The 26,928-nt window shown below is 28.3% G+C and carries 37 protein-coding genes; 5 read left to right on the forward strand and 32 right to left on the reverse strand.

Annotated features, from left to right (window positions below; translation table 11 throughout):
* Positions 1-353 precede the first annotated feature (353 nt).
* The 14 genes from MHL31_RS04160 to MHL31_RS04225 form a co-directional block, all read right to left on the reverse strand.
* Positions 354-1,139, reverse strand: coding sequence for a hypothetical protein (locus tag MHL31_RS04160; RefSeq protein WP_240227821.1), 786 nt, complete (start codon positions 1,137-1,139; stop codon positions 354-356).
* 102 nt (positions 1,140-1,241) lie between these two features.
* Positions 1,242-1,901, reverse strand: coding sequence for an oxygen-insensitive NAD(P)H nitroreductase (gene nfsB / locus MHL31_RS04165; protein ID WP_240227822.1), 660 nt, complete (start codon positions 1,899-1,901; stop codon positions 1,242-1,244).
* A 13-nt stretch (positions 1,902-1,914) separates the two neighbouring features.
* Positions 1,915-2,784, reverse strand: a complete 870-nt coding sequence (locus tag MHL31_RS04170; protein WP_240227823.1) for a nuclear transport factor 2 family protein — start codon at positions 2,782-2,784, stop codon at positions 1,915-1,917.
* Between the two features lie 84 nt (positions 2,785-2,868).
* Positions 2,869-3,741 (reverse strand): AraC family transcriptional regulator, encoded by an 873-nt coding sequence (locus MHL31_RS04175; protein WP_240227824.1) that lies wholly within the window; start codon positions 3,739-3,741, stop codon positions 2,869-2,871.
* Positions 3,742-3,808: 67 nt separating this feature from the next.
* On the reverse strand, positions 3,809-4,018 hold the full coding sequence (locus MHL31_RS04180; protein WP_240227825.1) for an integrase core domain-containing protein: 210 nt from the start codon (positions 4,016-4,018) through the stop codon (positions 3,809-3,811).
* Positions 4,019-4,026: 8 nt separating this feature from the next.
* Positions 4,027-4,617: a DDE-type integrase/transposase/recombinase gene (locus MHL31_RS04185; protein WP_240227826.1), complete on the reverse strand. Its 591-nt coding sequence runs from the start codon at positions 4,615-4,617 to the stop codon at positions 4,027-4,029.
* Positions 4,618-4,658: 41 nt separating this feature from the next.
* The gene (locus MHL31_RS04190) at positions 4,659-5,030 is read right to left on the reverse strand and encodes a transposase (protein ID WP_240227827.1); all 372 of its coding nucleotides are present in this window, start codon (positions 5,028-5,030) and stop codon (positions 4,659-4,661) included.
* Between the two features lie 188 nt (positions 5,031-5,218).
* The gene (locus MHL31_RS04195) at positions 5,219-5,557 is read right to left on the reverse strand and encodes a hypothetical protein (RefSeq protein WP_240227828.1); all 339 of its coding nucleotides are present in this window, start codon (positions 5,555-5,557) and stop codon (positions 5,219-5,221) included.
* A gap of 27 nt (positions 5,558-5,584) precedes the next feature.
* Positions 5,585-6,028: a hypothetical protein gene (locus MHL31_RS04200; RefSeq protein WP_240227829.1), complete on the reverse strand. Its 444-nt coding sequence runs from the start codon at positions 6,026-6,028 to the stop codon at positions 5,585-5,587.
* Between the two features lie 222 nt (positions 6,029-6,250).
* Complete coding sequence (locus MHL31_RS04205) at positions 6,251-8,227, reverse strand: DUF262 domain-containing protein (RefSeq protein WP_240227830.1); 1,977 nt, start codon at positions 8,225-8,227, stop codon at positions 6,251-6,253.
* Positions 8,228-8,232: 5 nt separating this feature from the next.
* Positions 8,233-9,912, reverse strand: coding sequence for a DUF262 domain-containing protein (locus MHL31_RS04210; RefSeq protein ID WP_240227831.1), 1,680 nt, complete (start codon positions 9,910-9,912; stop codon positions 8,233-8,235).
* Positions 9,913-10,087: 175 nt separating this feature from the next.
* Complete coding sequence (locus MHL31_RS04215) at positions 10,088-10,468, reverse strand: hypothetical protein (RefSeq protein ID WP_240227832.1); 381 nt, start codon at positions 10,466-10,468, stop codon at positions 10,088-10,090.
* 310 nt (positions 10,469-10,778) lie between these two features.
* Entirely contained in the window at positions 10,779-11,186 is a 408-nt protein-coding gene (locus MHL31_RS04220; protein ID WP_240227833.1) for a DUF4288 domain-containing protein, read from the reverse strand.
* Positions 11,186-11,737 carry a hypothetical protein gene (locus MHL31_RS04225; RefSeq protein WP_240227834.1) on the reverse strand — a complete coding sequence of 184 codons (552 nt, stop codon included), beginning with the start codon at positions 11,735-11,737 and terminating at the stop codon, positions 11,186-11,188. Before MHL31_RS04225 ends, MHL31_RS04220 begins: the two co-directional genes overlap by 1 nt.
* Before the next feature lie 34 nt (positions 11,738-11,771).
* Here MHL31_RS04225 and MHL31_RS04230 point away from each other — a divergent pair, with 34 nt between their 5' ends.
* The 3 genes from MHL31_RS04230 to MHL31_RS04240 all read left to right on the forward strand — a co-directional run bounded on the left by MHL31_RS04230 (position 11,772) and on the right by MHL31_RS04240 (position 13,147).
* Entirely contained in the window at positions 11,772-12,323 is a 552-nt protein-coding gene (locus tag MHL31_RS04230) for a hypothetical protein (RefSeq protein WP_240227835.1), read from the forward strand.
* Between the two features lie 21 nt (positions 12,324-12,344).
* Complete coding sequence (locus tag MHL31_RS04235) at positions 12,345-12,644, forward strand: hypothetical protein (RefSeq protein WP_240227836.1); 300 nt, start codon at positions 12,345-12,347, stop codon at positions 12,642-12,644.
* Positions 12,645-12,985: 341 nt separating this feature from the next.
* The gene (locus tag MHL31_RS04240) at positions 12,986-13,147 is read left to right on the forward strand and encodes a hypothetical protein (protein WP_240227837.1); all 162 of its coding nucleotides are present in this window, start codon (positions 12,986-12,988) and stop codon (positions 13,145-13,147) included.
* On the opposite strand, the gene MHL31_RS04245 is transcribed toward MHL31_RS04240, so the two are convergent.
* From MHL31_RS04245 to bcp, 17 genes are all read right to left on the reverse strand, one after another.
* Positions 13,125-13,310 carry a hypothetical protein gene (locus MHL31_RS04245; RefSeq protein ID WP_240227838.1) on the reverse strand — a complete coding sequence of 62 codons (186 nt, stop codon included), beginning with the start codon at positions 13,308-13,310 and terminating at the stop codon, positions 13,125-13,127. The two genes, MHL31_RS04240 and MHL31_RS04245, sit on opposite strands and share 23 nt — an antisense overlap.
* A gap of 157 nt (positions 13,311-13,467) precedes the next feature.
* Complete coding sequence (locus MHL31_RS04250) at positions 13,468-13,812, reverse strand: hypothetical protein (RefSeq protein ID WP_240227839.1); 345 nt, start codon at positions 13,810-13,812, stop codon at positions 13,468-13,470.
* A 128-nt stretch (positions 13,813-13,940) separates the two neighbouring features.
* Positions 13,941-14,417 (reverse strand): hypothetical protein, encoded by a 477-nt coding sequence (locus MHL31_RS04255; RefSeq protein ID WP_240227840.1) that lies wholly within the window; start codon positions 14,415-14,417, stop codon positions 13,941-13,943.
* 456 nt (positions 14,418-14,873) lie between these two features.
* Positions 14,874-15,653, reverse strand: coding sequence for a hypothetical protein (locus MHL31_RS04260; RefSeq protein ID WP_240227841.1), 780 nt, complete (start codon positions 15,651-15,653; stop codon positions 14,874-14,876).
* A 658-nt stretch (positions 15,654-16,311) separates the two neighbouring features.
* The gene (locus MHL31_RS04265) at positions 16,312-16,893 is read right to left on the reverse strand and encodes a pentapeptide repeat-containing protein (protein WP_240227842.1); all 582 of its coding nucleotides are present in this window, start codon (positions 16,891-16,893) and stop codon (positions 16,312-16,314) included.
* A 130-nt stretch (positions 16,894-17,023) separates the two neighbouring features.
* Positions 17,024-17,695, reverse strand: coding sequence for a hypothetical protein (locus MHL31_RS04270; RefSeq protein WP_240227843.1), 672 nt, complete (start codon positions 17,693-17,695; stop codon positions 17,024-17,026).
* A complete protein-coding gene (locus MHL31_RS04275; protein ID WP_240227844.1) occupies positions 17,673-18,581 on the reverse strand; it encodes a hypothetical protein in 909 nt (302 codons plus the stop codon). Before MHL31_RS04275 ends, MHL31_RS04270 begins: the two co-directional genes overlap by 23 nt.
* A 236-nt stretch (positions 18,582-18,817) precedes the next feature.
* A complete protein-coding gene (locus tag MHL31_RS04280; RefSeq protein ID WP_240227845.1) occupies positions 18,818-19,345 on the reverse strand; it encodes a hypothetical protein in 528 nt (175 codons plus the stop codon).
* Positions 19,346-19,497: 152 nt separating this feature from the next.
* The gene (locus MHL31_RS04285; protein ID WP_240227846.1) at positions 19,498-20,058 is read right to left on the reverse strand and encodes a hypothetical protein; all 561 of its coding nucleotides are present in this window, start codon (positions 20,056-20,058) and stop codon (positions 19,498-19,500) included.
* A gap of 215 nt (positions 20,059-20,273) precedes the next feature.
* Positions 20,274-20,687: a hypothetical protein gene (locus MHL31_RS04290; protein WP_240227847.1), complete on the reverse strand. Its 414-nt coding sequence runs from the start codon at positions 20,685-20,687 to the stop codon at positions 20,274-20,276.
* Between the two features lie 158 nt (positions 20,688-20,845).
* Positions 20,846-21,292: a hypothetical protein gene (locus MHL31_RS04295; protein WP_240227848.1), complete on the reverse strand. Its 447-nt coding sequence runs from the start codon at positions 21,290-21,292 to the stop codon at positions 20,846-20,848.
* A gap of 160 nt (positions 21,293-21,452) precedes the next feature.
* Complete coding sequence (locus tag MHL31_RS04300) at positions 21,453-21,677, reverse strand: hypothetical protein (RefSeq protein ID WP_240227849.1); 225 nt, start codon at positions 21,675-21,677, stop codon at positions 21,453-21,455.
* Between the two features lie 2 nt (positions 21,678-21,679).
* The gene (locus MHL31_RS04305) at positions 21,680-22,072 is read right to left on the reverse strand and encodes a hypothetical protein (RefSeq protein ID WP_240227850.1); all 393 of its coding nucleotides are present in this window, start codon (positions 22,070-22,072) and stop codon (positions 21,680-21,682) included.
* A gap of 157 nt (positions 22,073-22,229) precedes the next feature.
* Complete coding sequence (locus MHL31_RS04310) at positions 22,230-23,042, reverse strand: hypothetical protein (protein WP_240227851.1); 813 nt, start codon at positions 23,040-23,042, stop codon at positions 22,230-22,232.
* A gap of 15 nt (positions 23,043-23,057) precedes the next feature.
* Complete coding sequence (locus tag MHL31_RS16240) at positions 23,058-23,192, reverse strand: hypothetical protein (RefSeq protein WP_256451651.1); 135 nt, start codon at positions 23,190-23,192, stop codon at positions 23,058-23,060.
* A gap of 93 nt (positions 23,193-23,285) precedes the next feature.
* Positions 23,286-24,458: a tyrosine-type recombinase/integrase gene (locus MHL31_RS04315; RefSeq protein ID WP_240227852.1), complete on the reverse strand. Its 1,173-nt coding sequence runs from the start codon at positions 24,456-24,458 to the stop codon at positions 23,286-23,288.
* Positions 24,459-24,584: 126 nt separating this feature from the next.
* Positions 24,585-25,037 carry a thioredoxin-dependent thiol peroxidase gene (bcp, locus tag MHL31_RS04320; RefSeq protein ID WP_240227853.1) on the reverse strand — a complete coding sequence of 151 codons (453 nt, stop codon included), beginning with the start codon at positions 25,035-25,037 and terminating at the stop codon, positions 24,585-24,587.
* 119 nt (positions 25,038-25,156) lie between these two features.
* On the opposite strand from bcp, the gene nth reads away from it, so the two are divergent.
* Positions 25,157-25,807 (forward strand): endonuclease III, encoded by a 651-nt coding sequence (gene nth, locus MHL31_RS04325; RefSeq protein ID WP_240227854.1) that lies wholly within the window; start codon positions 25,157-25,159, stop codon positions 25,805-25,807.
* Positions 25,800-25,952: a hypothetical protein gene (locus MHL31_RS04330; protein WP_240227855.1), complete on the forward strand. Its 153-nt coding sequence runs from the start codon at positions 25,800-25,802 to the stop codon at positions 25,950-25,952. The genes nth and MHL31_RS04330 overlap by 8 nt, the downstream gene beginning before the upstream one ends.
* A gap of 250 nt (positions 25,953-26,202) precedes the next feature.
* Here the strand turns inward: MHL31_RS04330 and MHL31_RS04335 are convergent, their stop codons facing one another.
* Entirely contained in the window at positions 26,203-26,787 is a 585-nt protein-coding gene (locus tag MHL31_RS04335) for an RNA polymerase sigma factor (RefSeq protein ID WP_240227856.1), read from the reverse strand.
* Positions 26,788-26,928: the final 141 nt, after the last annotated feature.

Consider the following 26,928-nt stretch of genomic DNA (forward strand, 5'->3'; position numbering starts at 1 on the left):
TTTTTATGTCTATATCTGTTTCTAAATAAAAAATTAAATTCATTAATAGCTTTTCGTTAGCAGGAATGAAATAATTCATCAGGTAAAAAATTTAACATTATTCTTATACCCAATACCGCAAGATTTTACACTTGTTTTTCCTTTTCTATTTCATTAAAGTAAATAATATTGTAAAAGTCTTTTGCTTCATTTTCCATAAATTTAGGGAAATTATCGGTTATCTCTGCTTAAAGCGTAATCAGTTTTTTAGGAGCTTAATTTACAATATCTAATTTAATTGTTGTGCTATCTCCAATCTTCCCAGCTTTTTATAGTTCTTTTCTTTGTTCTAGTACATTATTTAATTTCTAATATTACTTGTTAAAAACATATTTTATTCCAGTTGCATAAGAAATAGGATATGTATTTTCGTAATCACTTTCTGCATATTCAATTGCCTCAAAATCCAACCAGTTATAGTTTGCTTTTTTAATTAGATTAATTAATTTGTTACATTCAACACGATCATTAGTTTTTGAAAAAGTAAAATGAAGTTTTTTATTTAAGTTCCTTTTAGGAATAGCATTTTTCTCAATTAATTGCATAATAAAAGCTGCGTATTTTGGTGATGGATCTGTAGCAATAAAATTATTGAACACAGAAGGCTCTTGATTTTCATTAAAAAGAGCCATAAGAACTATACCTGATTCACTTCCTCTACCGATTAATGTTTTAGACTGGTTTTTGGTGTATTTGCTATCAACATAAGATGCCATATTTTTAAAAATTGCATACTGCTCTTGAAATGTTTCTGGTTCAGCATCAAACTCTGGTATATTTTCTAAACTAACAACTAATGCATCAAATCCCTGAATTTGAGTTACACCATCAATTACCCTTTCAAATTCGTCAGTTGCTAGTTTAAAATGCTGTTCTGCAAAATCTATTAAATAGATGACTGGCAGATTTTTATTGGATTCATATGAGGCTGGAAAATATATTTTTCCTTTGTTTTTTTTTCCACCTGATATAAAAGTAAACGTTTCAATTTTTGAAAACGTTTCAGCTTCATTTGTTTCTGTTGGAAATTTTTCGATGCTTAAAAATAAAATACTTCCAAATGCTATAAATAAGGATATTATTATGAACTTTACTTTCATAATTTCATATGTAATTAGTTAATAGATATTTACAAGTTACAAATTTTAAAATTATGCAGCCTTTATTCAGGACGAGTTGCTGTAAAACGTTAGACTTTCCAACTAAAACACTGTAATTATTTCACTTTCAGGTAACCTTGATTTTGGTGTTTTATCAGTCGTATTAAAATCACTTTCGGTTCTGTATCCAATTGCCACTGCAGTAATTGACGTAAATCCTTTTTCACGTAAGCCAAATTCTTCATCTAATGCTTTTACATCAATACCTTCCATTGGACAAGCGTCTATACCAAGGGCCGCAACTCCTAATAAAAAGTTTCCAATATTCAGATAGACTTGTTTTTCCATCCAATGTTGTACATCTTTTAAGTCATATTTATGAATGTCAGCAAAAGCATTTCTACCACCATTTACATTTTGCTTTATTTCTTCATTAGGAAACCTTCCGTCCTGGTCTTCAACGTCTAAAAGATGTTGCATATAATCCTTACCTGCCGAAAGTCTTGAGCAAAATAAAACCACGTGCGAAGCATTTAATATCTTGGCCTCATTAAAGATAAAAAAGCCTTGTGTCCCTTTTGCCATTCGTTTTTTTCCTTGATCTGTACTTGCAATTATAAAATGCCAAGGTTGAATGTTGGTGCTGGAAGGACTCATTCTTAAAAGCTCTTTTACGTTATCAAAATCTGTTTCCGATATTTTTTTGTTTGGGTCAAAATCCTTTGTGGAATACCTCCAGTTTAGTGCTTCTATTATGTTCATTTTTATTATGTTTTTAAAATTTACCGTTGTTGTTCTTCCATTCGTTTTTAGGTGCAATCGTTTCCATTACGTCCCAATGTTCAGCAATTTTTCCATTTTCAACTCTAAATAAGTCGTAAAAAGAAGTGTGATTGTCTGCAAATGAACCTTCGCTAACTGTTAATACGAAATTCCCTTCCCCTAAAACGCTGTGAACTTTATCATATTTCATAGTAATATCTTGTGAAGCCATATATTCTAATGCTTTTCCAAGTCCTGAAAGTCCATTTGCAATATTAGGATTGTGCTGTATGTAATTATCTCCATCAAAATATCCAGCCAATTTTTCCATTTTTCCGTTTACTAAAATATCATTCACAAAATTCTCAACTAAAGTTTTGTTTTCTTCAGTTTTATCGATGTCTTTAATTTCAGTTGCTCCATCAATCATAGTGTTTCCACTTGGATTTGGGTTTGCTGGTGTTTCTTGCAGATTATCCCAATGTTCAACAATTTTCCCATTTTCAAATCTAAAAATATCGAAACCGATTTTTGGTCCGAAAAAGTTGTAATCTGTTTGAGTAAACACAAAATCACCATCTTCAAAAGCTCTAACTGTATTCACTTTTGCAGAATTAGGAGGAAGTTGTTGTAATAAAGTTCCAAATCCAGCAAGTCCGTCTGCAATTCCAAGATTATGTTGAATATATTTATTAGGGTTAATGTACCCAGCAGGTTCTTGTGCACCAGTTTCAATGCTTTTTAAAAGAGTAACTACTTTTTCTTTGTTTGAAATTTCCATTTTTTCTTCTTTTTTAGTTTCTGAATTTGTTGTTTTCTGATTGTTGCAAGCGGTTAACCCTATTGCTAAAACTACCGTTGCACTTAATAGTATCTTTTTCATTTTTTATGATTTTAAATTGATACTGCAAAGTTGCAATGAAGAAGAAAAAAAGAAACGATAAAAAAAGTCCTTTGAATGATACTTTTACGCCAAAGTGAAGTTTTCTTTAAATTCAACAGGTGTTTTACCAGTGTGTTTTTTAAAGTATTTTATAAAATTGGTAGGCTCCTCAAAGCCTAATGAGAACGCTATCTCCTTAACACTTTCGTTTGTATGAGACAATAATCTTTTTGACTCTAACAAAACTCTATCGTTAATGATATTTTTAGGTGTCTTTCCAAAAATTTTAGAAGTTACTTGGTTAAGTCTTTTTGGTGTCAGGTGCATTTTTTGACAGTAAAAATTAACTTTTTTATGGCTTACAAAATTGTCATCTAATAAGGTTTTAAAATACAATGCCTGTTCAAGGTTGGCATCTTTTTTAAATTCTATAAAATCTTGTTTTCGTCTTTCCCGTTCGGAATGTAGTAGAAGGTTACGCAAATCGTTTCGTAGTAAGTCAGATTGATAGTTGTCTTTGGCGTTTTTTAATTCAGTTTCCAATAATTCAAAAACAGTCTTAATAATAGATTCGTTCTTGGGTAATTGTATCTGTGAAATCGATAGTAAGTCGTTGAACAAAATACTACTTCTCAAAAATGTTGTATCTGTTTCTGTTTTGCAGAAAAAACTGTCGGTAAAAAAAATGGCTTTTCCTTTGAATTTAGTTTTATAGTCGAATATTTGAACGCTATTTTTATTGACAAAAAGTAATGAGTTTGGTTTGATTTTTATTGGGTTAAAATCGACCAAATGTGTTGGAGCGCCTTTTTGAAACCACAAAATCTGATAAAATTCCGCTCGATGTGGTTTTTTTATTTCTTCGGAAAACCCATCGAAAAGTAAGTCAAAATCTATAATTTCAAATTCCTGCGGAAGTCCTTCTTTGAAGTCATATTTTTGGATTTTTTCTTTCAATTTATTATTACTCTATTGTTTTATTACCTGTCTAGTCCTGAAATATGGCTACAGGTTAAAATTGAATTTACGCTGTTAATTTATATACCATATTTGGTGTTTTAAAGTCTAAAGATAAGTGTAATCTTTCTTGGTTGTATAAATTAATTGCATTTTTTGCTGCTCTTTTTGCATGAGTCGTATTCATAAAGGTTTGATCTAGATAAAACTCATCTTTTAATATTCCTTTTACACGTTCTGCCATTGCATTTTCATAACAATGATTTTCTTCAGTCATACTAATTTCTATTTTTTTCTTTTAAGAATATTAGTGTATACATTACTACAATATTGTATTCCTCTATCTGAATGATGAGTAAGATTTTTAATGTTTGTCTTTTTATACAAAGCTTTATTAAGAGCTCTTACGCATCCTTTAAGTTCTAGGCTATCACTAAGGTCATATCCTACAATTTTTCTTGAATACATATCTGTAATCAAAGCCAGATAACAAAAACCTTTTAAGGTTCTGATATAGGAGATGTCAGATACCCATACTTGATTAGGTTTGGTAACTTTCATATCTTTTATAAGGTTGTTATACTTATAAAATCTATGATAGGAGTTTGTGGTTCTACAACTATATTTTTTTCTAAGTGTTAACATATTATGTTCTCTAAGTACATTAAACAAAGTATCTCTGCCTACTTTTAAGTGTTGCTTTTCAAAATCCTCATTTAAAGATTTCATTAATTTACGCACACCTTCTCTAGGTAAGGATTTGCGTCTTTTTTTAACGATATGTATAATTTGTTGTTCTATTTCTTTTCTCTTATCAGCCCTACTTTTGTATTTGTAATAAGCATCTCGTTTTAAATTAAAACTATTGCACACCATAGAAATCGAAGCAAATCCTTTAGCCTTTATAACTGCAATAATTAAGGCTTGATACTTAGTTTTTTTTTAAGTTCCAAAACACTTTTATATCCCAGTTTTTGAGCAGCTACTTCCAAATAGGCATCTTCAATAAGACCATCCATATCTTTTTTAAGAAGTAACTTTTTAAGTTGAGTAATTTCTTTTTGAAGTGCTTTTATTCTTGATATTTCATCGTTTGTCTCTACCATAACTCTTGTGTTCATAAGGTCTTTACGATCATACTTTTTTATCCATTCATTAATTGTTGAACAAGCAATACCATATAGTTTTCCTAATTGATACTTATTATACTTTCCAGTGCTAAGTTCGGCTAAAATTTTTAATTTAAAAGGTTCGCTGTAACGTCTGGTTACTCTGTCGTTTTTATACATAATGTTTAAAATTATGTAGCCTTTATTCAGGACGAGTCATAATTAATGGCAACGGTTTTGTGTATGATTAGTTGCGTTGTCTAAGCAACTAATTTAGTAAACAAAAACGAACCAGAAGAAATTCCGAAGGAATTTCCAAATAGGCACTTACCAAAGCAATTAATTATACACGTTGTTGTAAGCAGTTTTTATTTACTCAAAGTCTCAATTATTCCTCCTGCTAGTGCTAAAATCGAAGCGCCTAACATTATGTAACTCCAAAGTCTATTTGAAATATAGAAAAAATGGTTATTCATTTCAATCCTTTGTTTTTCTCCATCAACTTCTATATAATCATAGCTTGTTAAATATGTCCAAATGAAAGAGATTAATAAACCAATTCCTAAAACAATTTGAAAATCATATTCGCTTGAAAAAAATCCACCAATATATTCTTTCAACAAACCGTTTAGGATTATTATTCCTAAAACTGAAACAAAAAGATATACAGGAATTAAAATCCCGCGATTTTTATATATGAAAATCATTTTTTAATAGTCTTTATCATATTAATTTTAGAATCCGATTCGAGAAAGTTCACTAATTTCAATTCCAAGCTTTTTCAACCATTCAATTCCAAAATCTGATGGATTTTCGTAAATCGTTTTTTGATATTGCACCAAATCAAATTCTAACTTGTTTTTCTTCTTTTGTTCGAGTTCTAATTTAGTTTTCTTGATATGCTCTATTTCACTTTTGTTAAATTTAGGAAACTCTAGAATTTCATTCTGATTATTTTTTAGAGATTCTATTTTGTTTTCAAGTGTTTTAATCTGTTCTTTTGAATATCTAACACCAATTTCTTGATTCAGCACGCATTTCCATTCGTTATCTTTTAAAATAAGATTAAAGAGTGATTTATCATTTTGGTCAATTAGAAATTTTACTCCGTTATTCTTTTCATAAATGCTAGCTGCCCTAATCCAAATATAAATTCTATCTAATTCCCAATCTTTCATTAATGCACTCTTAAATTGCTTACAACGGTTGGTATAAGAAACGTAGCGTATAAATATACGATAAATTTCGTTAAAGCACCGAGCCAAATTTTTACATTTTGTTTTTAATTTTTCTATTCTAAAAGCCAAATTTAAAAATTTGGCGGACCTTGCAAATAGGGGAGAACCTTTGAGTTTAGCACTTATCTAGCTATGTTTTTTATACGTTGTTGTGGGTAGTGATTATTCAATTCTCACACACCCTTTTTTATCTCTTGGTCTTTTACTTTTAAGTAAGTAACAATGACTATTATCTGGAGGAATAGCAATATAGTTTGAGCCATTATCATTTAATAATTTTTCTTCCTTAATAAGTTTTAGTTTCCAATTAGGAAAGCTATCATCTGGTACGAAATTAATTGCTAACTCTTTTAAATTATTTTCCTTAAGCTTTAGAATTAAATTTTTAAAATATTCTTTAAATTCAGAATGTATTAAGTATTCTATTTCTCGATATTTATCTATTAACCTTCTTTTGTCGCTATTTACAACATTCCAAAAAGACCACCAATAATGATAGAACTCATATTTTCCGTTTACGGAAATTGTTAATAGAGCTCTTCTTAAATCATTTGTTAAACACAAGTCGGAACTTAAATATTTCACAAATACAGTTTTAATTTCTTCAAATAATTTTACATCAATTGTTTCAGATTGTTTGTCAATATTCAAACAGTAAAAAATGAAATCAATTCGACCTCTAAGTAAATCTGTATCTTCTAATTCAAATATAATTTTCTTTGAATCAGGATTATTGATTATGGTTTTTGCTTTAAATCTTTCTTCTTCAACTTGTTCTTTTGCAAAAGTTGATTTTAAGTTGGTTGCTTTTGATAAGTAGTCATAAATATCTCCAGAACCAATAGATAATTCAGATATAAGATAAATAACACCATCAAATGTTGCAGGACTTCTTACTATATCTGGTCTTTTACCACTTTTTTCAATATCTCCTCTCGAAATAATATTTCTAATTACTCTCATCCATTCAAGATATTTTTGAGGATTCACATTGGTGTTTTTTCTAAAGTACTCTAATTGAGCAAAAAGGAGTACTTTTTGTGTGTATGATGCATCTGAGTCTAATGTTATGACTTTTAATAAACTCTCTTTTGGAGTATGTCTGAAAAGAGGAAAGTTAAATTCTATAGAGTTGATTTTTTCATAGTTATCATTAATTAGATTTAGAGAGTCTACTAAATAGTTAAAATCTTCTAATCTAAATTGTTTTGGAGTTATATTATTAGAGTCATCTTGTAATTTAGAGATAATCCTTAATCTTTCTTCTGTTTTTTTATTTCGTTCAACAGATTGTTGAATCATTAAAATTGTAGAAATAAAATTCACAAAAGAATTGTCAACTGTGTCTTCTTTTCTGAAGTATTCCCAAAACAAATCTGTCCAAGTAGTGTCAATTTTAAATGCAAAAGTTTTTGTGAAATCAGAATCATCTTCCCATTTTTCGTCACGTATTAATTTCTCAAAACCAGCTTTGAAATTTTCAAAAGTAGAGAGTAACTTACCTCTAGCATTCATTTTTATATAAAGGTCATCTGTTAATCCAATATTTTCTAATTCTACGTGATAAAATCGTATTAAATTAAATTCTTTCGAAGTTAGTTTGTGCCAAAGATTAGGAGTTTTATAAAATAAAGTGTGAATATGATCAATGGTTCTAAGCATTGCATCTATTGTTGGGTCATTTTTCCAAGATAAATAAAACCAAGGTGAGTCAATAATTGTGTTACTTGGTAAGGTGTCTTCTTCTAAGAGGATTTTATTTTTTATAAGTGAATTACAAAAATCTCTTGAAGATATTCTTGTTTCATATGTAAACTTAATTAAAGTTTTTTCTTCCTCTTCTAGCTTAGTATCCTTTAATGCAGCGTACCAATGTAATAAAAAAAGTGTTGTAAGTCTTTGTTGTCCATCTAAGGGTTGAAATGCATCTTCTGTATTACTCCCGTAAACAAAATCTAGCATTATTTTTTCTTCCTTACTTATACTTTCATACAATGCGTTTAAGAAATTATGCCTGATTTTCTTTTTATCCTTTCTGCCTTGAGCGTAATCACGTTGAATAATTGGAATTTCGATTTTGCTGGAATGAAGAAGTTCATAAAAACTATATATTTTCCCTTTATATTTTTCGTTTTGCATAGGTTTTAGGCTAGATATGAGTTTAATACATTGTGTAAATCGTTTTCATAGTTTTCTCGGTCTTCTTGTGACCAAAATGAAATTTTAGGAGGATATTCACTAAAATATTTGAGGAATACATTTTTTGTGCAAATAGGAATAAATATACCTTGTTTATCACGGTTAATTATTGTTTTTCTTTTAAAAGGAAATACAGCATTTTTATAACTTCTGTTTGTTGCTGAATCTAACAATGTAAGATTAGATAAATCATTAATGTCATCATCTTCTCTTAATTCTGCATTGAAATAAGAGACAATTTCTTCAAAGAGTAACTTAAACCCACTTTCATCTTCCTCTTTCCAAGCATTGATTTTTTTTCGTAGTTTTTTTTCTTCTTTAGTTTCATTTCCGATAAAAACTATTGCATCATCTATCCATTGTTTCTTGTTTTTTTCAGGTAATTTATCCTTGACGGAAGTGATGTGTTCAATGTCCCATTTTTCATTTTTGTATAAATCAAAAGGGAAATAGGAATTATCTTTTGAACTAGCTAACATCGTTAGAATATTGTACAATAAAAGAACTTTTCTTACGTCCTTCCCATCAGAGTATTGTAGTTCATTTATATCTATGTTCTTTAATTCATTTTTTATAAGACTATCTAAATGTTTTTTAAATTCAGATTTACTTATATTATCAGATTTTATATAAAGTTCCTTTATATTGGTAGATTCTGTACTTATTAAAAATCCAATTTTATGATAGAGTTCTCTTTCGTAAAACCATTCACTAAATCGCTGAAAATATCGTTTGACTTCATTCCAGTTATCTGTAAGTTCTTCGTTACTACCTTTGGAAAATTTCTTACTAAAAAACCTGAAAGTGTCATAGTTGTCATTAGGGTCTGGTTCTTCATTTATAAGATTAAAAATAAATTCAATTCTATTAGTTGAAATAGAGTTTTGATTTAAAAAGAACCAGAATTTATCATTTTGAAGTGAATTTTCTATATTATCCCATTCAGTAGCTATTTCTAGTTGTCGTAATCTTAATTTAGATTCTTGATTTTGAAAATTTGAACTATTTAAAAAAAGAGCTTTAATTAGTTCTGAATTTGTTAAAGGTATTTTTCCAATGTTTATTCTTGTAAATATTGAAATTGAATCAGTTTCATTGCTTAAATACCAAATAACCTTAGAATTGAATTTAAACTTTGAACGAAAATCACCTGTATCAAAGTTGTGTCCTTTTTCTTCAAACCAGTTATTAATTGCTTTATAAGCATTTGAGATATAGAAAAAATCAACATTTGATTTACTGTCAATACCTTCTTCTAGTTGGCTTAGGAATTTTTTTGAATCACTTCTTGTTTGATAATCAAGTTGAAATAGTTTGTCTCTTTTCTTTTCAACAAAGTCCTGATTTAAGTAATATAATATTAAATAAATTGTAGTTAATCTTTGTTGTCCATCTATTACCTCAAATTTATTATTATCGATTTCCTTAATTACTATTGGTTGTAAACAGTACCAAGTTTTTTCGTCAGTGGAATCATTTACTAATCTAGGAGTGAAATTAGAAATGTCATTTAATAATTCGATAACCTCTTTGGAACTCCATCTATATCCTCTTTGATATGACGGTATATAGAAATCGTATTCCTGTAACTCACTAATGGTTTTTAATTCTAATATGTTTTCCATTTTCAGTATCGTTTTTTTTTCATTACCCACAACGTGTTTGTATATGGTTTGTTGCGTGGTTAAGCAACTAAGTTAACAAATAAAAACCGAATAGAAAATCCGCGAGGATTTTCGTAAGTAGGCTATAACCAGCAATAAATTATATACGGTGTTGTAATGCGTTTTTTATTTCTGTTTATTCTACTTTCTTAAATTTCTGCCTATAATTCCAAAGATTAGTTCCGTCAGAATCATAATCTCTAATTACGAGTTCAGTTTTTGTCAATTTCTCGATAACATAATTTCTATTTCCTAAATTCAGAATCGAGTCATTTTTTTTGTATTTAAAATTCAATCCACCAATTGATTCAGAACCAGTAAAATCAGATTTTAGTTCAATAATTAATCCACTACAAGAGTATTCAAATTCATTTCCGTCAAAATCCGTACTTTTTGTAGTTCCGTCTTCAAGTTCTTTATGATAACATTCCCATTTTCCGACTAATTCGTTAGAAACGTTTTTCAAACCTACACAAGAAGTCAGAATTATTATTGAAATCGTAATTATGTGTTTCATTCAGATTGTTTTTTTAGTATTAAATTCCGATTCTAATTATCTTTTTAAATTCCTAAAATATTCTTTGTCAACCGTTAATTTCATTGCGATTTTCGATTTTCCGAAATGCATTACAACGGTGTTGTATATGGTTTGTAGCGTGCAAGTTAGCGATAATTATTCGGTTAAGCACAAGCCAGATTTTTAAATTTTACTATTTATCTTTTTATTTGGAAATCGTCAAATTTAAAAATTTGGCGACATTCCAAATATGTATTAACTTCGATTAAGCAACTACCAAGCTATGAGCTATATACGTTGTTAGCTACAGTTATTTATTCGGTTGTTGTTTCGGTTTTATTAATTTCATTAACTCTTTCTTTTTATACGGCATTCTCATTGTTCTTCGATTACTAATAAATCCGTAATCATTCCACATCAATTCCGCTCCATCTTCGATGTCTTCATAAACCGGCAACAATTCTCCGATACCAACAAAAATCCATTCCATTTCTATTTTGTCAGAATTCGTAAATTTATATTCCGCTTCTTTTCCTAGCTTTACAGCTTTATCAAATGCTTTTTCGGGCGAATCAGCCTTAATTAAATGATGATTTCCCCAAGTTGTAACTCTTCGCAATTCTTGCTTTTCATTTCGTTCAACAGGTTCGCATTTTTCAATAATCTCAACGATGTACCAATTCCCGTTTTTATTTGAAATCTTTTCTACGTTTTTCATTACTTTCTTAAATATTTTGAAAATACGTTTGCATATCGGTCGTCAAAACTCAATTTTGTTATATCCTCAAAATTGTGCTTTGTATTTTTCTTATCTAAAATGCCTTGAGCATTAAAATACCTTATCGAAATTGATTTTTTATTAATACGCTTTAACTGTCCAATGCAAAAAAAGTTTTGTTTAGGATGTTCGCATTCTGATATAATTGTCAATTCCGTTGCTTTTATATCTTTTGCTATTGAATTCCAATCCGTTAAATCAACTTTATATTTAGCTTTAACTTCACTCATTAATCCTTCTTCTTTTAATATTCGATGGATTGTTTTGTCATTCTTATTATATCTAACGTGTTTAATTGTTTGAATTGGAATGACTTGATAACCTAAAACTCTGAATTCATCTGTTTCTTGAAGTAATATAAAATCAGATGATTTGCTGAGGATAAATCCAGTAGAGATTCCCTCAAAACCACCTTTTTTCCTTGTCAGTCGAACGTAAAGTTTTTCAGAACAATGTTTCTCTAATTTTTCTATTACTTTTTCTTTTTTCACGGTTCTGTTTTAATTGTAGCTAACGACTTAGAGTATGAAAAGTAGCGTAAAAAACACACAGAATTTAGGATTAGTAAACTGGTTTAAAAACACAAAATTGGGTAAATGGCTCACCAAAAAGAAGCTATTTTTTATACGCACTGTTGCCCACAGTAAACGTTCAGATGATATTGTCATTTCGTACAAGTCTGGTTATGTTTATTTTAAAGATAAAAGTTTAAATCAAGAATACTCAATTCCATACGATTGGTTTAAAAAAATGTTTACTGATTTTTTAAAGGATTCAAGGACTTATTCAGTAAATACAGACTTGAATAAAAAAAACACTCCGTTATCTAATAAATCAGACCTATATTCAGGAGCATTAAAACCAAATTCAGAATTTTGGACTCCGAAAGAGGTTGTTGAAACTCTTTTAAGAGTTATCGAAAAACCAAACATCAAACAAAGTACTTTAGCAAATCATCTGATGATTTTATCGGTAGCCTTTTCCAAACAACACCTTTTGAACCACTCAAAAGAAAGTGAATTTTGCCAAGACTTATATCACTTATGTCAAAACCATATTTCAAATCATCAAAAATAATACACAATTAAAACCAATATTATGTCAAAAAATAAAAACACAGATAAAATCATAAAAGAATTTCTTTTTCATAGTTTATCAAATGAACAATTAGTCGGATTTAGAAAGTTTTTCTCTATCCACTCAAACAATGTAATGCTATTTGAAAATTCATCACAAATGGATGTTATGTCTGCTGAAATCAAAATTTTCGGTGGTGTTCTTTCAAGTGATTTTCCAGACCTTGATTCAATGAATCTAAAAATTGATGACAAATTCTTTTTGTTTCCAAATCGTTCGGAAGATAATCGAATAGTGTTAATGTCAAGTCTAAATGATTAAAATAGAGGAATATTTCAACTCCACTTTCTTTTTCAAATTTTTCTAATTCTTTTATTGAGTACTCTATTGATTTAGTGTACTCAACCTTTTTGTAATATGTTTTAACATTACTGCTTTTCTCAAAATCTTTTACAGTAAATAAATCATATTTAATTTACTGTTCTTGTTCTTCTCTCTCCATAGTGTTCCTTATTGTGGGCAACGTGATTGTGTATGAATAGTTTGGTTTAAAATACTAAATTATTCGGATTAAAAACTACACAATGTAATAGGAAACAGTAAATAGATTGAAGCACGAAGCCAAAATTATTTATACACGTTGTTGCAAAACGTTGGGTGTTATGTCATTAATCAGTACTAAATCAATTTTTTCAGATTCTATGGATTATCCTGAAAAACCGATAATGGTTATAGAAACAAAAATATTTGGTTTATTATTTTATAGAAAGAAAGTTTATAAAGCAAACTCTAATTCTGAAATTACTTTTCCAATTGATAAATAACTGTAAATACAGTTGATGTAGGTGTAATTATAATTTCAGTATTTGTAATGTTGTAGCCATCATTTAAATAATCTTGAATTTGTTCTATTTCAATAATTCTCGTATTATTTTTAACATCTCTTTCAATTACATTAGCGATTGATACTGCAATAAGTTTTTTCATATTTTTATTATTTATTAAATATTTATAAATAAAGCAAGTGGGTTTCAAATAAATTAGTTTCATCAAGAGCGCAACAGCACTGCTCATTACACCGAACAAAACTACCTCTGAGGGTCATTGTTCATACACTAACTTATCATTCACTCACTTGCTATCTTTAAATGTTTTTATTATTTATATTTAAGTCAATCACTTGTCTTGGATTAACTCTTTCGCCAGTATCAATTCTTATTAATTTACCTTCTTTAAAATAGAAGAAATGAGTTTCAAAAATTGCAATACCGCCTCTTACTACTCTTTTAGTTTTTTTATAAACTTCAACTCCTTCGTATGCCATTTCTAAAGTTGGGTATTTTACTTCTTGAATAAATTCCTTTTTTGTCATTCCGAGATAAGTAGAATCTGTAACAGATTTGTAGGCATCGCAGGAATAAATCAATAATGTTGTAATGAATACTATAATAATTTTTCTCATAGGGATAAATTTTCCTTCCTTACTCATAGCTTAAATGTTTTGCAACGTTTATGTATAAGGATAGTGCGGTTTTGTGTGCGAGGATTTTCCGCAGGAAAATCAAACGTAACAAAAGTGCACTAACTCTTGATTAAGCACTAAAGTAAGCATTATTTTTATACGGTGTTGTACGCAGGCTTTTTCGTTCGTTTTATGATTCGTATTAAATTCGGAATAATTGAAATGATTACACTCGTTCCTAAAATCATTCCATAATTTATTTCATTCCAATTTAATTTTCTAATTCCGTCATTACAAGCAGTACATTCTATAATTTTCATATTTGCGTCAACTGCTGAAATTCCGATTAATATTATTACAAAAATTAAAATGCTTAAAATTCCGTTTTTCAACATTTGAGTAAGTTCTTGATTCAAATTTTCGAGCGTCAAAATCAGCAATCCAATTCCGAAAGTGATAAAATAAAATTTGTTTGAGAAAACATAAAAGTTCTTTCCTATAAATTTAATTTTGTCAGACGTTGACCATTTAAAAATATCTTGAATTACTCCACGAAAAAAAGATTCAGAATAGAATGCGATTCCAATTCCGATTATAAATGCTAAAATTCCAAATGTTATTTTTTTTTTCAATTTGAATGAGTTTTTCCGCTTGCGTACAACGTACTTGTATATGAATAGTAGCGGATTAAACGCACGAACCAAACGATTAAGAGCAGAATTAAATTAATATTATTAACACTTAAATAAAGACCTAAACCGCTATTATTTTTATACGGTGTTAGGCACTGTATAAATTATGGAAAAAAGAATAACAACAATCGCAAAATTAATTGTAGGAACAATAGGCTTAGGATTAATAATATGGAAAGCAAGTTGGATAATTGCTTTAGGCATATTTCTATTGATGTGGGCAAACAATATGGATTACCAACAAAGGAAATAATTTTTATTGTGCCTAACGTGTTTGTGTATGATTTCGTTGCGTGGTTTAAGCACTAAAGTTAGCAAATAAATCACAGATAGAAAGTCCGCGAGGACTTTCGTAAGTAGGCTAGAACTAGCAATGAATTATACACGTTGTTGCCATTAGTTTTTTTCTTCCGCTAAACATTTTTCCATTCCTAATTTTGCTTTTTCAAATTCAGGAATGTAACGTTCTTTAAAACTCATTTTTGGTTTTCGTTTATCAACTTCTATTTTAAAATCCTCGAATTTTGGCAAGTCAAACTCATAAAATGCTTTTCCATTAAATTTTGGCATATTTTCAACATATTCTATTGCTCTAAAGCAATTATCAGGAAATCGAGCTGTAGCATAAGAAGTTACTTGAAATCCAACGTGTCGCATTGCAGTTAAAAAAAGTATTGCTTTTTCCGTATCATTTTCCAGATTTAGATTCTCCAAATCGATATTTGTTTCCGCTAAATCCATTGGTTTTTGTTTATTCAAAACATCTATGAAAATAGAGCTGTAATAAAACGCTAAAAGTTCATTACTTGTCGGTAAGTTCTTAATTGAGTTCTTAACGACCTTCTTAGTTGATAGTTTTTTTAGTCCAACGTGTGGACCATTAAATGAATTCCATTTTAGTTTAGTATTCAGATAATGAGCAACAAGAGTATTATCTGTCGGTTTGGTTAAAAACTGATTAGAGGTTATGTCGTTTTGTCTTTTGCTCAATTCGACAAAAAATTCTTTAATTTGACTTAATTCAGGTGTGTTAAATTCTGAATCATTTGAGGTTCCGTTATTTTCCCAAACAGCAATTATATATTCTGGAATTATTTCATTGTATTCAACTTTTTCAATTTGTCCGAAAACAGAGTTAATGGAAAGAAATAGAATCGCTAAAATCGGTATTTTCATAGTTTGGGTCAAATTAATGGCAACGGTTTTGTATAAAAATAGTTGCGTTTTTGCGAGCGAGGATTTTCCGAAGGAAAATCAGATGTAGTAAAAGAGCAACGACTTTTAAATTTAGTTCTAATCTAGCAATTTTTTTTATGCGTTGTTAGCTTTTTGTGCGATTTTATATTTGTATTTCGTTTACACAATAATTTTTAATTCCGTTTTTCAATTCCGCAAACTAGCTTAAATTCCGAAATAATTTTAATTCAGATTTCGAGTGAGTAATTCCGCGATTTGCTAAATTCCGCAAACAAGCTAAAAATTCCGCTTTGATTTGGATTCCGAACTTGAGTCAGATTACAGAGAATAATTCAGTATTATATTCCACAATTCGTTTTCAGATTTTTACTTAACGAACTTCATTTATAAACTGAAATTTTGCGATTTTGCAATGACCTAAGCATTAAAGCTAACGGTTTGGTATATGATACGTTGCGTGTATAAGCAACTAATTTAGCAAATAAAAACCGAATAGAATATTCCGCAGGAATATTCGTAAGTAGGCTAGAACTAGCAATGGATTATATACGTTGTTATGTGCTGGCATTACTTTATCTGAGTTCAAAATTATTCTTTTTCAATATTTTTAGTCAGTATCACTGTTCTCGATTGTATTCTAAAAGTTTGGCTCTATTTTGATATTATATTTTGTTAAAAGTCCAACTACCGTTTCTAAAGTAAATTTAGCTCCTTTAATTTGGTTATTTTCTGGGTCAATTGAAAAGTTGTAAGAACTTCTAAAATCAGCATTTTGCAAGTTTGTGTTTTTGAATATTGCATTTTGTAAGTCACAATCATCAAAAACGGATAAACTTAAATCACACTCCGTAAAATCAACTTCCTGAAGTTTGGTTTTCTGAAATGAAAATTTTGAAAGTTTCCGTTTAAAAAATGACGAATGATTTAATTGGCATTTGTCAACTTTTATTAAAAATCCAAAGTCGTTACATTTATCGAATTGCAAACCTAACATTTTACAATCTTTAAAAAGTACATTTTGAAATCCTGTTTGTAAAATATGAGCTGAACTTAAATTACAGTCATAAAATTCGCAGTCTATAAACCTAATTTTCGACAAATCAGAATTCGAGAAATTACAATTTAAAAAAGTACATAATTCATATTCGCCTTTTTCAAGTCCATTTTCCGAAAAGTCCTTCTTTTTAAATGTTTTTTCTTCTATAAACTGTTCATTCATTTAATCTCGATGTTGCTTTCCGCTTGCACATAACGTGTTTGTATAAGATTAGTTGCGTGTTTCAAGTACTAAAGTTAATAAATAAAACACAAATAGAAAGTCCGCGAGGACTTTCGTAAGTAAGCGAGAACTAGCAATTAATTTTATACGGTGTTAGGCACTGGCATTTTCTAAGAATATATTTAACTTCATTCTTATCAATCATTAATTTCGGAAAAGTATATTCGTCTTCTTTATTAATTTTTCCAAAAACTTGTGGGTTAGGATTTGTTGGTTTCTCTGTATAAACTATAGTAATTGTGAATTCTGATGAAGGAACTTCTCCTTTATGTATTTCAGCTTTATCAATTATATATAAATTTCCGGCTTTAATTTTATTTTGAACTATTTTCTTTAAGTTGAAGTTTTGACCTGTTTTCTTAAGTATTCTTTTACCATCTTTATCATAAGAACCTGAATATAATGAATGAGTAGATGGAATTGATTTAGAAGAGCTATAAAGAGTATTAAATATATGACCAGTTACAACATAACTAATTACATTATAATAATGGTTATGAATGTCCATTAAAGGTTTTAGTCTTTCTGAGTTATTCGACCATATATGTATTCTAAATTTCTCATTATTTTCAAATTCAAAAAGATTGTTATAATAAAAACCCAAAGGATGAATCATTAAATCATTTGATTTTAGGTCTTTTATAATTTTATTACAACTTTCTGATATTTTGATAATATTTTTAGTTCTATAATACTCTCTTAAAGTGTGAAAAAAGTCTTTAGTATATTGATTTTCCATCATTTAAAAATCCTGTAATTTCTATTAAGTCTTGTTCCTCTAATTTAAAGTCATAAAGTTTTGCAATTTCTTCGACATTAATTTTTGTGATATTATTTAAAACAACATTATCGATTTCTTTGTCAATATTTAGTTTTGATAATTGTTTTGATTCTTGATAAATTTCTTCTTTGTAAGTTTTATAAAGAAAGGTATCTTTAGTACAAACTAAACCTAAATCCCTTTTATCTTCTTTGGTTATAACACAATTAGATTCATTTAAATCGGTTCTAGTTGTAGTAAAAATCTTTTTTAAATAAATATCAATCTCTAACATTGGAAAGTGAGATTTATAAATTATCGATTTAAAAATAGTAGCAAAAGCTTGATTTTTTACAAATTTTGAAGACCAATTTATTTTTGTGTCTTTTGCAGATCTTAGAGAATTTTTATACTTCGCATAATTTTCACATAACTCTTCATCCAATGGATTAATGATATTTAAACGAATAATTTTACTCGTATTATTTGACTGAGAAATTTCAGCTATTTTAGGAATAGTAACATTTCTACTAAATCGTCCAACACCTCCAGAAAAATACCAGAAACTTGTACCTATTCTACCTAATGCAAAATAATCAGCAATTCTCTTGGGCTCAATTATTTCAAATTTACTTTGTTCTTCAGGTACTTCTATTTTGAATAGAAACCATCCAATGAACATTGATACAATAAGTGAAATAGAAATTTTATCTAAAACTGATTTTAGATAAATAAGTGTTTCGTTTGTACTGTTTGGAAAGTGTTTTGGTATAACATAAACTCGAATTAAAAATATTACAAGCAGAATTAAACCTACAATCCATAAAAGTTGTTTTCTTTTTGATTTCTGTCGTAAAATTGCTTTCATTTTTGTTTCTAATTTTCGTTTAAGTTGATGTTTTCTTTGCTTGTGCCTAACGACTTAGAGTATGAAAAGTAGCGTAAAAAACACACAGAATTTAGGATTAGTAAACTGGTTTAAAAACACAAAATTGGGTAAATGGCTCACCAGAAAGAAGCTATTTTTTATACGCACTGTTGCCCACAGTTACTTTTTTTCAGACAGAAAATATTTCATTATGATGACTCTTGCTAAATTCGGTATTATTCTTGGATTGTATCAATTGGCTCGTATTCTGTTTTTTTATTAATAATTAAATCTTTTTTATTGATTTCGGTACTCAATGAGTCTATTTTTTTACTCAAAATACCGAAATCATATTCTTGTTTCTTATATGAATTATTGTAACTAAATAAAGAAATAAGTAAAGCTAAAATACTTATTCCAATAGTATAATAAACAGCGTTTAAATTTTTATGATTGATTATATAAGAATTTACCAATTCAACTCCTTTTGGTTTAATTCTCACGACAATAGATATTTCATCTCTTGGTATTAAATCTCCTTTACTTGTTTCAAACTGAACCCCAACAGTCAATCTACCAGGTAGATATTCAATGTAATTTTCAGACACCATAAGACCTAAAAATCTACCCATAAATACCCTATCATTTTTTTCATCTTTAAAATTTTCAAGCAGAAAATCTCGTACCTCGACATATCCAAAATGATTATTTCTACTTAATAAATATTTTAAAAATTTAATATGGATATGTTCTTCTCTCTCCATAGTGTTCCTTATTGTGGGCAACGTGTTTTTATATGATTTGTGCGACTGGAAAATCGGAGATTTTTCTGCCGTAGCAAATCGTTAGTTGAATGTTTGTCGTTAATGTTAGTTCAAATTTAAGCATAAATTATATGAGTTGTTGGCTCACGTATTTAATCTTTAATCGATTTCTTATCAATTTTTAAATAATTCAAGAAAACATAAAGTTTTAATGTATCGTTTGATTTAATCTCTAACTTATCAAAAGAATTAGTTACTTTGACTAATAATTTTTTTAACTTTTTCCCGCTATCAGTTGAGTCAATCATTATTGCAACTACAGCTTTTTTCGAGAAATCAGGATACTCATTGTTTTTTCCTTTATTTAGATAATGTTTTTCCATAATTAAATCAATTTTATCAATTGAAAAGCCATTTTCTTTATAAATCGAATCGGAATCAATTCCTAAAATATTTTTTTTCCTAAATGAGCCAAATTTGAAATTATATGGAATTACTTGCTTTGTCGTTTTGTTATCATTAAACTCAAGAATCAAATTTTGGAAATCAATTTTATCAGTAATCTGTGAAAAATTATAATTTGTGGAATCTAACGAAATTATTTCTCCATTAAACTCTGAAATATCAAAATCAGAAGGATAATATTTAACTTTTTCGTTTTCACAACTAACAATCGAGAACAAAATCAGTAAGTAAATAATCTTTTTCATCATATGTGTGCCAACGTGTTTTTATAAGATTTGTGCGACTGGAAAATCGGAGATTTTTCGGTAGTAGCAAATTGTTTGTTGAATGTTAATCGGTTCGTTATTTAGTTTAAAAGTAAGCATAAATTTTATGAGGTGTTACTTAAAGTTGTTTTTCGTTCTACTCTATAATTTTCTCAAATCAAGTTAAATTCAGACCGTTTCATTGCTCAAATCCGTATTTATTCTTTATCTATTAATTCAGCCAATTTTATAGCTAATTTATCATTCTTATATTTTCCGCTTTTATCTCTGAAATAATACGTTCCGCTAACCGATTTAGCAAGTGTCATTTTTTTGTCGTCATCAAAATATATTGATATATTCCAAATTTCTCCATTTGTCCCGATTATATAAACGGGTTCCGTTAAGCAAATCTCATTACTAAAGAAATCAATAATATCTTTTTGAGTGATATTCACAACTCTATATTCACCTCGATTTACTAAAGTTTTTAATTTTATTTTCTTTGGAGTTTTATAATTTTCGCAGATACTAGGTTTTTCAGCACAACTCAAATAAGAAATTAGAATTGTCATTAATAAGCAATATTTTACAATCGATTTTAGCATTTTTTTTTCAATCTGGATTTTCATCCGCAATTTTAAGTAACGAGTTTTTATAAGATTTGTGCGACTGGAAAATCGGAGATTTTTCGGTGGTAGCAAATCGCTTGTTGAATGTTTGTCGTTTGTACTAGTTCAAATTTAAGCATAAATTTTATGAGTTGTTGCCCACAGTTATTTTAATCCAATTATTTTATTCCTCTTATTTTTGTCAAAAACCTACTCATTAATCTTGTTATATTCATTTTCGGTTTTTCATTATTTGGGTCTTTTAGCCAAAATCCACAAACATTACAAATGACCTCGTTTTTGTAGGTGACTTTTTCATTATTAGAATTGTAAGCTTTAATTAAAATACCAAAACTCCCTCCACTTGATTCATTAGTATATTTTACTTTATCCTTTCTAATTTTATTAGAATAACATCTTGGACATCTTTCTTTTTCATCAATCAATTTTGATTTAGGATTTTCCTCAATCAATTGTTCAATTCTGTACTCGGTTAATCCTCTTTTAAATAGAATCTTTTTAATTTTTTCTTGAGAATTTTTCAAGTATGTATCAAGCTTATATTTCGCAAAAAAGGCTAGTTCATAATCATCAAAATCAGAAAGGTATTTATCTATTTTACTCATTTATAGTAATTGTGGGCAACGTGTTTGTATATGGTTTGTTGCGTGGTTAAGCAACTAAGTTAGCAAATAAAAACCGAATAGAAAATCCGCGAGGATTTTCGTAAGTAGGCTTGAACTAGCAATAAATTATATACGGTGTTCTACGCAGTTTTTTATTCCGCTAAATCATATTCGAAATTTGAATTATCATCGAAATTCCGTAAATTATTGATATTATAATTATTCCTTTTTTTATCGTTTTTCCGTGTTTGTTTGACCAATTCACGTATTCATTTTTTTTAGATTCAGATACTTTCCATTTTCCATTTGCGTATTTAAATCCGAAATACATAATTAACGCAAAAATGGCAATTCCGATAATTGAAGTCAAAAGACTTGGTTCCATATTTAATTCTTAATTATTAGTTTAAAGTCCGAATTTTTAATTCTTTTTTCCAATTCAGAGTATGTAATTCCGTTCAGTTCAGTTTCTCCGTTTTTCGTTCGATAAATTTCCGATTTAGTTTCTGTTCCGTTTTGATAAACCCAATTATATAAATCAGTCGAATCCTTTTGTTGTGTTCTAATATTAATTCTTTTCCAGTTTTTCTCAATTATGCCAAATTCGGATGTTGTTTTGTTTACAATTAAATCTCCGTTTTCTGAATCATAATATAATTCCTTTAAGTCGCCATAATGGTCTTCAATTTCCATTGAATAAAGTCCAAATCCAATAAATCCGACAACTGTAATTATTACAATTCCGAAAATCAGAAGTCCATATTTTAATGCTTTGTTCATTGGTCGGTCAAATTGCGTAGAACGTGTTTGTATATGGTTTGTTGCGTGTTTTAAGCATCTAATTTAGTAAATAATTACCGACCAAGAAAGTCCGAGAGGACTTTCGTAAGTAGGCAAGAAGCCAGCAATAAATTATATACGGTGTTGGGCACAGTTTTTAATTTTCAATCCAACTGTAAAATTTTATATTATTCCAACTATATATTGAAATGGTAACTCCTGAATTTTCTTCAATGTTTGTTGAGGAATAATCGTTCAATATGTTAGCTAAATTATCAAATTCGACCGAATCTGTGTATTTATAATATTTTGAGGGATGATTGACCCAGTTTCCATCAGTTGTTTCAGGATAAGGTATTCTTCCTTCTCCTTCAAATTCAAACTCTGTGAAATCAGGATTTTGTTCTATAATGGCCGAATAATCTGTATAAATGTTTGTGTTATTTGTATTAGTTCCGCAAACATATGCAAATGAATTTTTTGGAATCCTAAAAGTTTTGTCGTGTAATGAAGTCGTAAAGTTATTTTCGATTAGTGTTATAGATACTTTTTGTTCGTTAATTTCAATAGAATACTTATCAGTTACTCTTCCATTTAAAAAAGTTACTTTATTTATATTTTGAGGTAACTCGATATAGGATGTTGCAGGTCCCAATGCAGTAAAACATAATCCAGGTTCAATTATCTGCTCAAATCTTACGATTAATTCATTACCATTTATAAATTCGGTTGTTGACAGTCCGTAATTTATACAAGGGTAAATTTCAGAAGTAATTAATTTTAGTTTTAAAACTGGTTCTTGAGTTTCGTTACTTGTATATATTTCTTCCGGCATAAAATTAATTTCCGTATCAATAGAGTTGTCAACTATATACTCGGCATAATCAGAATCATTTAGGACTTCATCATTATCAGAGCTACAGCCTAAAATTGTAAATCCAATTAAAGTAAAGATTAGTAATTTTTTCATAACGATGTTTTTATATTAGATGTAATTTTTCGATTTGGTTGCGTCAAATTGTGCCCAACGAGTTATATAATCATAAAAAGTGTCTTTATCCCATTCTAATTTACGGGATATAAACACTTTTAATCTAATTTTTAATTTCTTAAATTTCATTTTTTATTCAAAAAAAATGATAGTATTTATATTTAAAAACAAATATAATTATTGAATTGCTTAATATGTATGATATTTATCAAATTCTTCATATTAGGTTATTTTAAGTGTTGTATCGTTATTTGTTTTTTGAAAATTATTTACTGCAGCATCTAATGGACTTCTTACCCCTAATAAACTTTTCTTTGATACGTGTGTATAAATCATAGTTGTTTCTGGTCTAGCATGCCCTAATAATTCTTGTATTAATCTAAGGTCAATACCATCCTCTAAAAGATGTGTAGCGTAGCTGTGTCTTAATGTATGAGGTGTAATATGTTTTGAAATTCCAGCTAAATTGGCAGACCTTTTTAAGAATGCTCTTATACTACTTGATGTATATTTAGAAAATTCTTTACCTTCAACAAAATATTTTTTTGGCTTATAACTATTTACATAATTCATAAATAGTGGTATATAACTATCGGCCAAAGTCGTATATCTGTCTTTTCTTCCTTTAGCCTGGTAAAGATATACTTGTTTTCGTTTTATATCTATGTGTTTTAACTCTAAGTTTAAAAGTTCTCCAATTCTTAATCCTGAAGAATATAATAATCCTATTATTGCTCTGTGTTTTATATTTTTTGTGTTTTGTAATAGTAAAATAATTTCTTGTTGAGAAAGAACAACTGGTAGTTTTTTTGATTTTTTGGGTCGAGTTAATTCAAGACCTTTAATTTGACATTCTGGATAAAATATTGCAAATAATTTAATAGCACTAATTAATTGTCTCTGTGAACTTATACTGTAATTTCTAGGAACAAAACTATCCTCTAAGAATTTTTCTACATCTCTATTTGTTAAGCTTGAAATAGTTTTAGGCTGAATATAATCAAGAAAATCAGCTAAAAATCCAAAATAGGTTTTAACAGTACTTTCACTATATCTTTTACCCTTTAGGTACTTTACATAACTACTTATAAGTACTTTATTTTTGTCTGAAAGCTTTCGATCTTTATAATACTTTAATTTTTGTGTGTTAAAACTTTCTTTGTCAAAAGTAAATCTAAGAAATGGTACAACATCCTTTTTTACAATTTTTAAATTTTCATCAGTATAATCGCAACACCAACCTTTTAAAGTTTTACTCCATTTAAAAAAAGGATTTTGCCTTAAAAGGTTAATTATTTTGTCATCATATTTAAATGTAAAAAGTAAAACAGGTTTTTTTCTGTGAATTACTTTTTTTAAAATAACTGTAGTAAATGAAATGTAATTTTTATCCATAGCATTTCAAATATATTAAATTTTAATTAAAAACTAGAATCTAACTATTTAAAATACAACACCTTAATAAAAAACACTTCCTCTACCCTACTTAAAAAAAAGAATAACTATAAATACATAGCAAAATTATTCTAAAATCTGACTTGTATGTTGTTTTGTTTTTACTTTTGAAATTATATCTTCTAAAATTCCATTTTCATCAATAACAAAAGTTGTTCTATGAATCCCATCATATTCTCTTCCCATAAATTTCTTTGGCCCCCAAACACCAAAAGCATTAATTACGGTTTTATCCTCGTCTGCCAATAACGGAAACGGAAGTTCGTTTTTATTAATAAAATTTTGTTGACGCTTTGCAGAATCGGCACTTACTCCTAAAACATCGTATCCTTTTGCTAAAAAAGATTGATAATTATCTCTTAAATTACAGGCTTCCATTGTACAACCAGGTGTACTCGCTTTTGGATAAAAAAATAATACTAATTTTTTCCCTGCATAATCTGTTAATTTAATGGTATTTCCTTGCTGATCTAATGCTTCAAAATTTGGTGCTTTATCACCTACTTTTAATGTTGTCATTTATAATTGGTTTTAAAATTGAAAGTTAAAAAGTTATTAGTACAATTAAAACTTTTTTAAGAATTATCTCTGTAAATTTTAAGAAACTTTGTACTTTTATTTTTTACAACTACTAAATAATGACAAAAAAAGAAAAAATTCAATTTGTAATTGATACTCTTGAAGAATTATACACAGAAGTTCCAATTCCTTTAGATCATAAGGACCCTTATACACTGTTAGTTGCAGTTTTATTATCTGCCCAAAGTACAGATATTGGTGTAAATAAAATTACACCTATTTTATTTGCTAAAGCAGATAATCCGTACGATATGATAAAACTTAGCGTTGAAGAGATAAGAGAAATAATAAAACCTGTTGGTCTATCTCCTATGAAAGCGAAAGGTATTTACGGGTTATCTAAAATTTTAATAGAAAAACACCAAGGAAAAGTACCTCAAAACTATAAAGATCTAGAAGAACTTCCAGCTGTTGGACATAAAACCGCAAGTGTTGTTATGAGCCAAGCTTTTGGTGTACCTGCATTTCCTGTTGATACGCATATACACAGATTATTATATCGATGGGGTTTATCAAGTGGAAAAAATGTTGTTCAAAGTGAAAAAGATGCTAAACGTTTATTTCCTAAAGAATTATGGAACAAACTTCATTTGCAAATTATATTTTATGGTAGAGAATATTCTCCTGCAAGAGGTTGGAATATTGAAAAAGATATTATTACAAAAACTATTGGTAGAAAATCTGTTTTAAATAAAATTAAAAATGGCTAAAAAAGGGAGTGCTAAAAACACAAAAAATAAGGCTTTACACTCTAAATTAATAAAGCAAAAAATAAACAAAGTTAAAGCTTCTAAAGTAGCTACAAAAGAACGACTAAAAGCTATTATTAAAAAGTCTCAACAGAATAAATTATAACCACACTAAAAAATTAAAATTTTAAAAGCCCATTTCTGGTTAAAAAATGGGCTTAAAGAACATTAATTCAAATGTAATTCAATATAGTTGTTTTTGTTGGTTTTAATTACCCTCATTTGTTTAGAGTAATTCAGCAAATATTGAATTATTTCAGTTTTTGGTTGTTCCAAAGTAGGAATGTTTTCAGAGTAAAGTTTCATCATATATATTGGATTTACACTAATATAACGATGAAATTTTACATTTAGTATTAATTTACTAAAATAACATTATGTTTCTCTATTAACTTTCTTAAATTAATTAATGCATAACGCATTCTTCCAAGTGCCGTATTTATACTTACGTTTGTATTTTCTGCTATTTCTTTAAAACTCATGTCCTTATACATACGCATAACTAACACTTCCTTTTGATCTTCGGGTAACTCAACTATTAAACCTCTAATATCGTCTAATATTTGATCCTTAATCAGTTGTTTTTCAACATTTAAAACCTCATCGCTAATTACTGTAAATATATCAAATTCATCAGTATTTTTAAATGTAGGAATTCTTTTATTTCTTCTAAAGTGATCAATTACCAAATTATGAGCAATACGCATTACCCAAGGTAAAAACTTACCTTCTTCATTATATTTACCTCTTTTTAAAGTATTAATAACTTTAATAAAAGTATCTTGAAAAAGATCTTCGGCAATTTCTCTATCTAAAACTTTAGACAATATAAAACTAAATATTCGCTGTTTATGTCGAATAATTAGAATCTCTAATGATTTTTCGTTACCATTTATATAGTCGCTAACTAAAACGCTATCGGATATAACTTTACTTTGCATAATAAAAATACATTTTAGTGGGGTTTATTCAATTTGTATTTGATTTAAAAAGTAATTGTGTTATATAGGCGCTCTTTTTTTAGAATTAATAATCAAATATGCAGTATTTTTTTAACATTTACAAGTAAAAGTTAAATTTAC

The sequence above is a fragment of the Lutibacter sp. A80 genome (genome assembly GCF_022429645.1).
GTDB lineage: Bacteria > Bacteroidota > Bacteroidia > Flavobacteriales > Flavobacteriaceae > Lutibacter.

Excerpts from the sequence above, each read along its gene's own strand:
- MHL31_RS04160 (WP_240227821.1), bottom strand. The coding sequence starts at position 1,139 with ATGAAAGTAAAGTTCATAATAATATCCTTATTTATAGCATTTGGAAGT.
- nfsB (WP_240227822.1), bottom strand. The coding sequence starts at position 1,901 with ATGAACATAATAGAAGCACTAAACTGGAGGTATTCCACAAAGGATTTT.
- MHL31_RS04170 (WP_240227823.1), bottom strand. The coding sequence starts at position 2,784 with ATGAAAAAGATACTATTAAGTGCAACGGTAGTTTTAGCAATAGGGTTA.
- MHL31_RS04180 (WP_240227825.1), bottom strand. The coding sequence starts at position 4,018 with ATGACTGAAGAAAATCATTGTTATGAAAATGCAATGGCAGAACGTGTA.
- MHL31_RS04185 (WP_240227826.1), bottom strand. The coding sequence starts at position 4,617 with ATGGTGTGCAATAGTTTTAATTTAAAACGAGATGCTTATTACAAATAC.
- MHL31_RS04190 (WP_240227827.1), bottom strand. The coding sequence starts at position 5,030 with ATGTATAAAAACGACAGAGTAACCAGACGTTACAGCGAACCTTTTAAA.
- MHL31_RS04195 (WP_240227828.1), bottom strand. The coding sequence starts at position 5,557 with ATGATTTTCATATATAAAAATCGCGGGATTTTAATTCCTGTATATCTT.
- MHL31_RS04200 (WP_240227829.1), bottom strand. The coding sequence starts at position 6,028 with ATGAAAGATTGGGAATTAGATAGAATTTATATTTGGATTAGGGCAGCT.
- MHL31_RS04205 (WP_240227830.1), bottom strand. The coding sequence starts at position 8,227 with ATGCAAAACGAAAAATATAAAGGGAAAATATATAGTTTTTATGAACTT.
- MHL31_RS04210 (WP_240227831.1), bottom strand. The coding sequence starts at position 9,912 with ATGGAAAACATATTAGAATTAAAAACCATTAGTGAGTTACAGGAATAC.
- MHL31_RS04215 (WP_240227832.1), bottom strand. The coding sequence starts at position 10,468 with ATGAAACACATAATTACGATTTCAATAATAATTCTGACTTCTTGTGTA.
- MHL31_RS04220 (WP_240227833.1), bottom strand. The coding sequence starts at position 11,186 with ATGAAAAACGTAGAAAAGATTTCAAATAAAAACGGGAATTGGTACATC.
- MHL31_RS04230 (WP_240227835.1), top strand. The coding sequence starts at position 11,772 with ATGAAAAGTAGCGTAAAAAACACACAGAATTTAGGATTAGTAAACTGG.
- MHL31_RS04235 (WP_240227836.1), top strand. The coding sequence starts at position 12,345 with ATGTCAAAAAATAAAAACACAGATAAAATCATAAAAGAATTTCTTTTT.
- MHL31_RS04240 (WP_240227837.1), top strand. The coding sequence starts at position 12,986 with ATGTCATTAATCAGTACTAAATCAATTTTTTCAGATTCTATGGATTAT.
- MHL31_RS04245 (WP_240227838.1), bottom strand. The coding sequence starts at position 13,310 with ATGAAAAAACTTATTGCAGTATCAATCGCTAATGTAATTGAAAGAGAT.
- MHL31_RS04250 (WP_240227839.1), bottom strand. The coding sequence starts at position 13,812 with ATGAGTAAGGAAGGAAAATTTATCCCTATGAGAAAAATTATTATAGTA.
- MHL31_RS04260 (WP_240227841.1), bottom strand. The coding sequence starts at position 15,653 with ATGAAAATACCGATTTTAGCGATTCTATTTCTTTCCATTAACTCTGTT.
- MHL31_RS04265 (WP_240227842.1), bottom strand. The coding sequence starts at position 16,893 with ATGAATGAACAGTTTATAGAAGAAAAAACATTTAAAAAGAAGGACTTT.
- MHL31_RS04270 (WP_240227843.1), bottom strand. The coding sequence starts at position 17,695 with ATGATGGAAAATCAATATACTAAAGACTTTTTTCACACTTTAAGAGAG.
- MHL31_RS04275 (WP_240227844.1), bottom strand. The coding sequence starts at position 18,581 with ATGAAAGCAATTTTACGACAGAAATCAAAAAGAAAACAACTTTTATGG.
- MHL31_RS04280 (WP_240227845.1), bottom strand. The coding sequence starts at position 19,345 with ATGGAGAGAGAAGAACATATCCATATTAAATTTTTAAAATATTTATTA.
- MHL31_RS04285 (WP_240227846.1), bottom strand. The coding sequence starts at position 20,058 with ATGATGAAAAAGATTATTTACTTACTGATTTTGTTCTCGATTGTTAGT.
- MHL31_RS04290 (WP_240227847.1), bottom strand. The coding sequence starts at position 20,687 with ATGAAAATCCAGATTGAAAAAAAAATGCTAAAATCGATTGTAAAATAT.
- MHL31_RS04295 (WP_240227848.1), bottom strand. The coding sequence starts at position 21,292 with ATGAGTAAAATAGATAAATACCTTTCTGATTTTGATGATTATGAACTA.
- MHL31_RS04300 (WP_240227849.1), bottom strand. The coding sequence starts at position 21,677 with ATGGAACCAAGTCTTTTGACTTCAATTATCGGAATTGCCATTTTTGCG.
- MHL31_RS04305 (WP_240227850.1), bottom strand. The coding sequence starts at position 22,072 with ATGAACAAAGCATTAAAATATGGACTTCTGATTTTCGGAATTGTAATA.
- MHL31_RS04310 (WP_240227851.1), bottom strand. The coding sequence starts at position 23,042 with ATGAAAAAATTACTAATCTTTACTTTAATTGGATTTACAATTTTAGGC.
- MHL31_RS16240 (WP_256451651.1), bottom strand. The coding sequence starts at position 23,192 with ATGAAATTTAAGAAATTAAAAATTAGATTAAAAGTGTTTATATCCCGT.
- MHL31_RS04315 (WP_240227852.1), bottom strand. The coding sequence starts at position 24,458 with ATGGATAAAAATTACATTTCATTTACTACAGTTATTTTAAAAAAAGTA.
- bcp (WP_240227853.1), bottom strand. The coding sequence starts at position 25,037 with ATGACAACATTAAAAGTAGGTGATAAAGCACCAAATTTTGAAGCATTA.
- nth (WP_240227854.1), top strand. The coding sequence starts at position 25,157 with ATGACAAAAAAAGAAAAAATTCAATTTGTAATTGATACTCTTGAAGAA.
- MHL31_RS04330 (WP_240227855.1), top strand. The coding sequence starts at position 25,800 with ATGGCTAAAAAAGGGAGTGCTAAAAACACAAAAAATAAGGCTTTACAC.
- MHL31_RS04335 (WP_240227856.1), bottom strand. The coding sequence starts at position 26,787 with ATGCAAAGTAAAGTTATATCCGATAGCGTTTTAGTTAGCGACTATATA.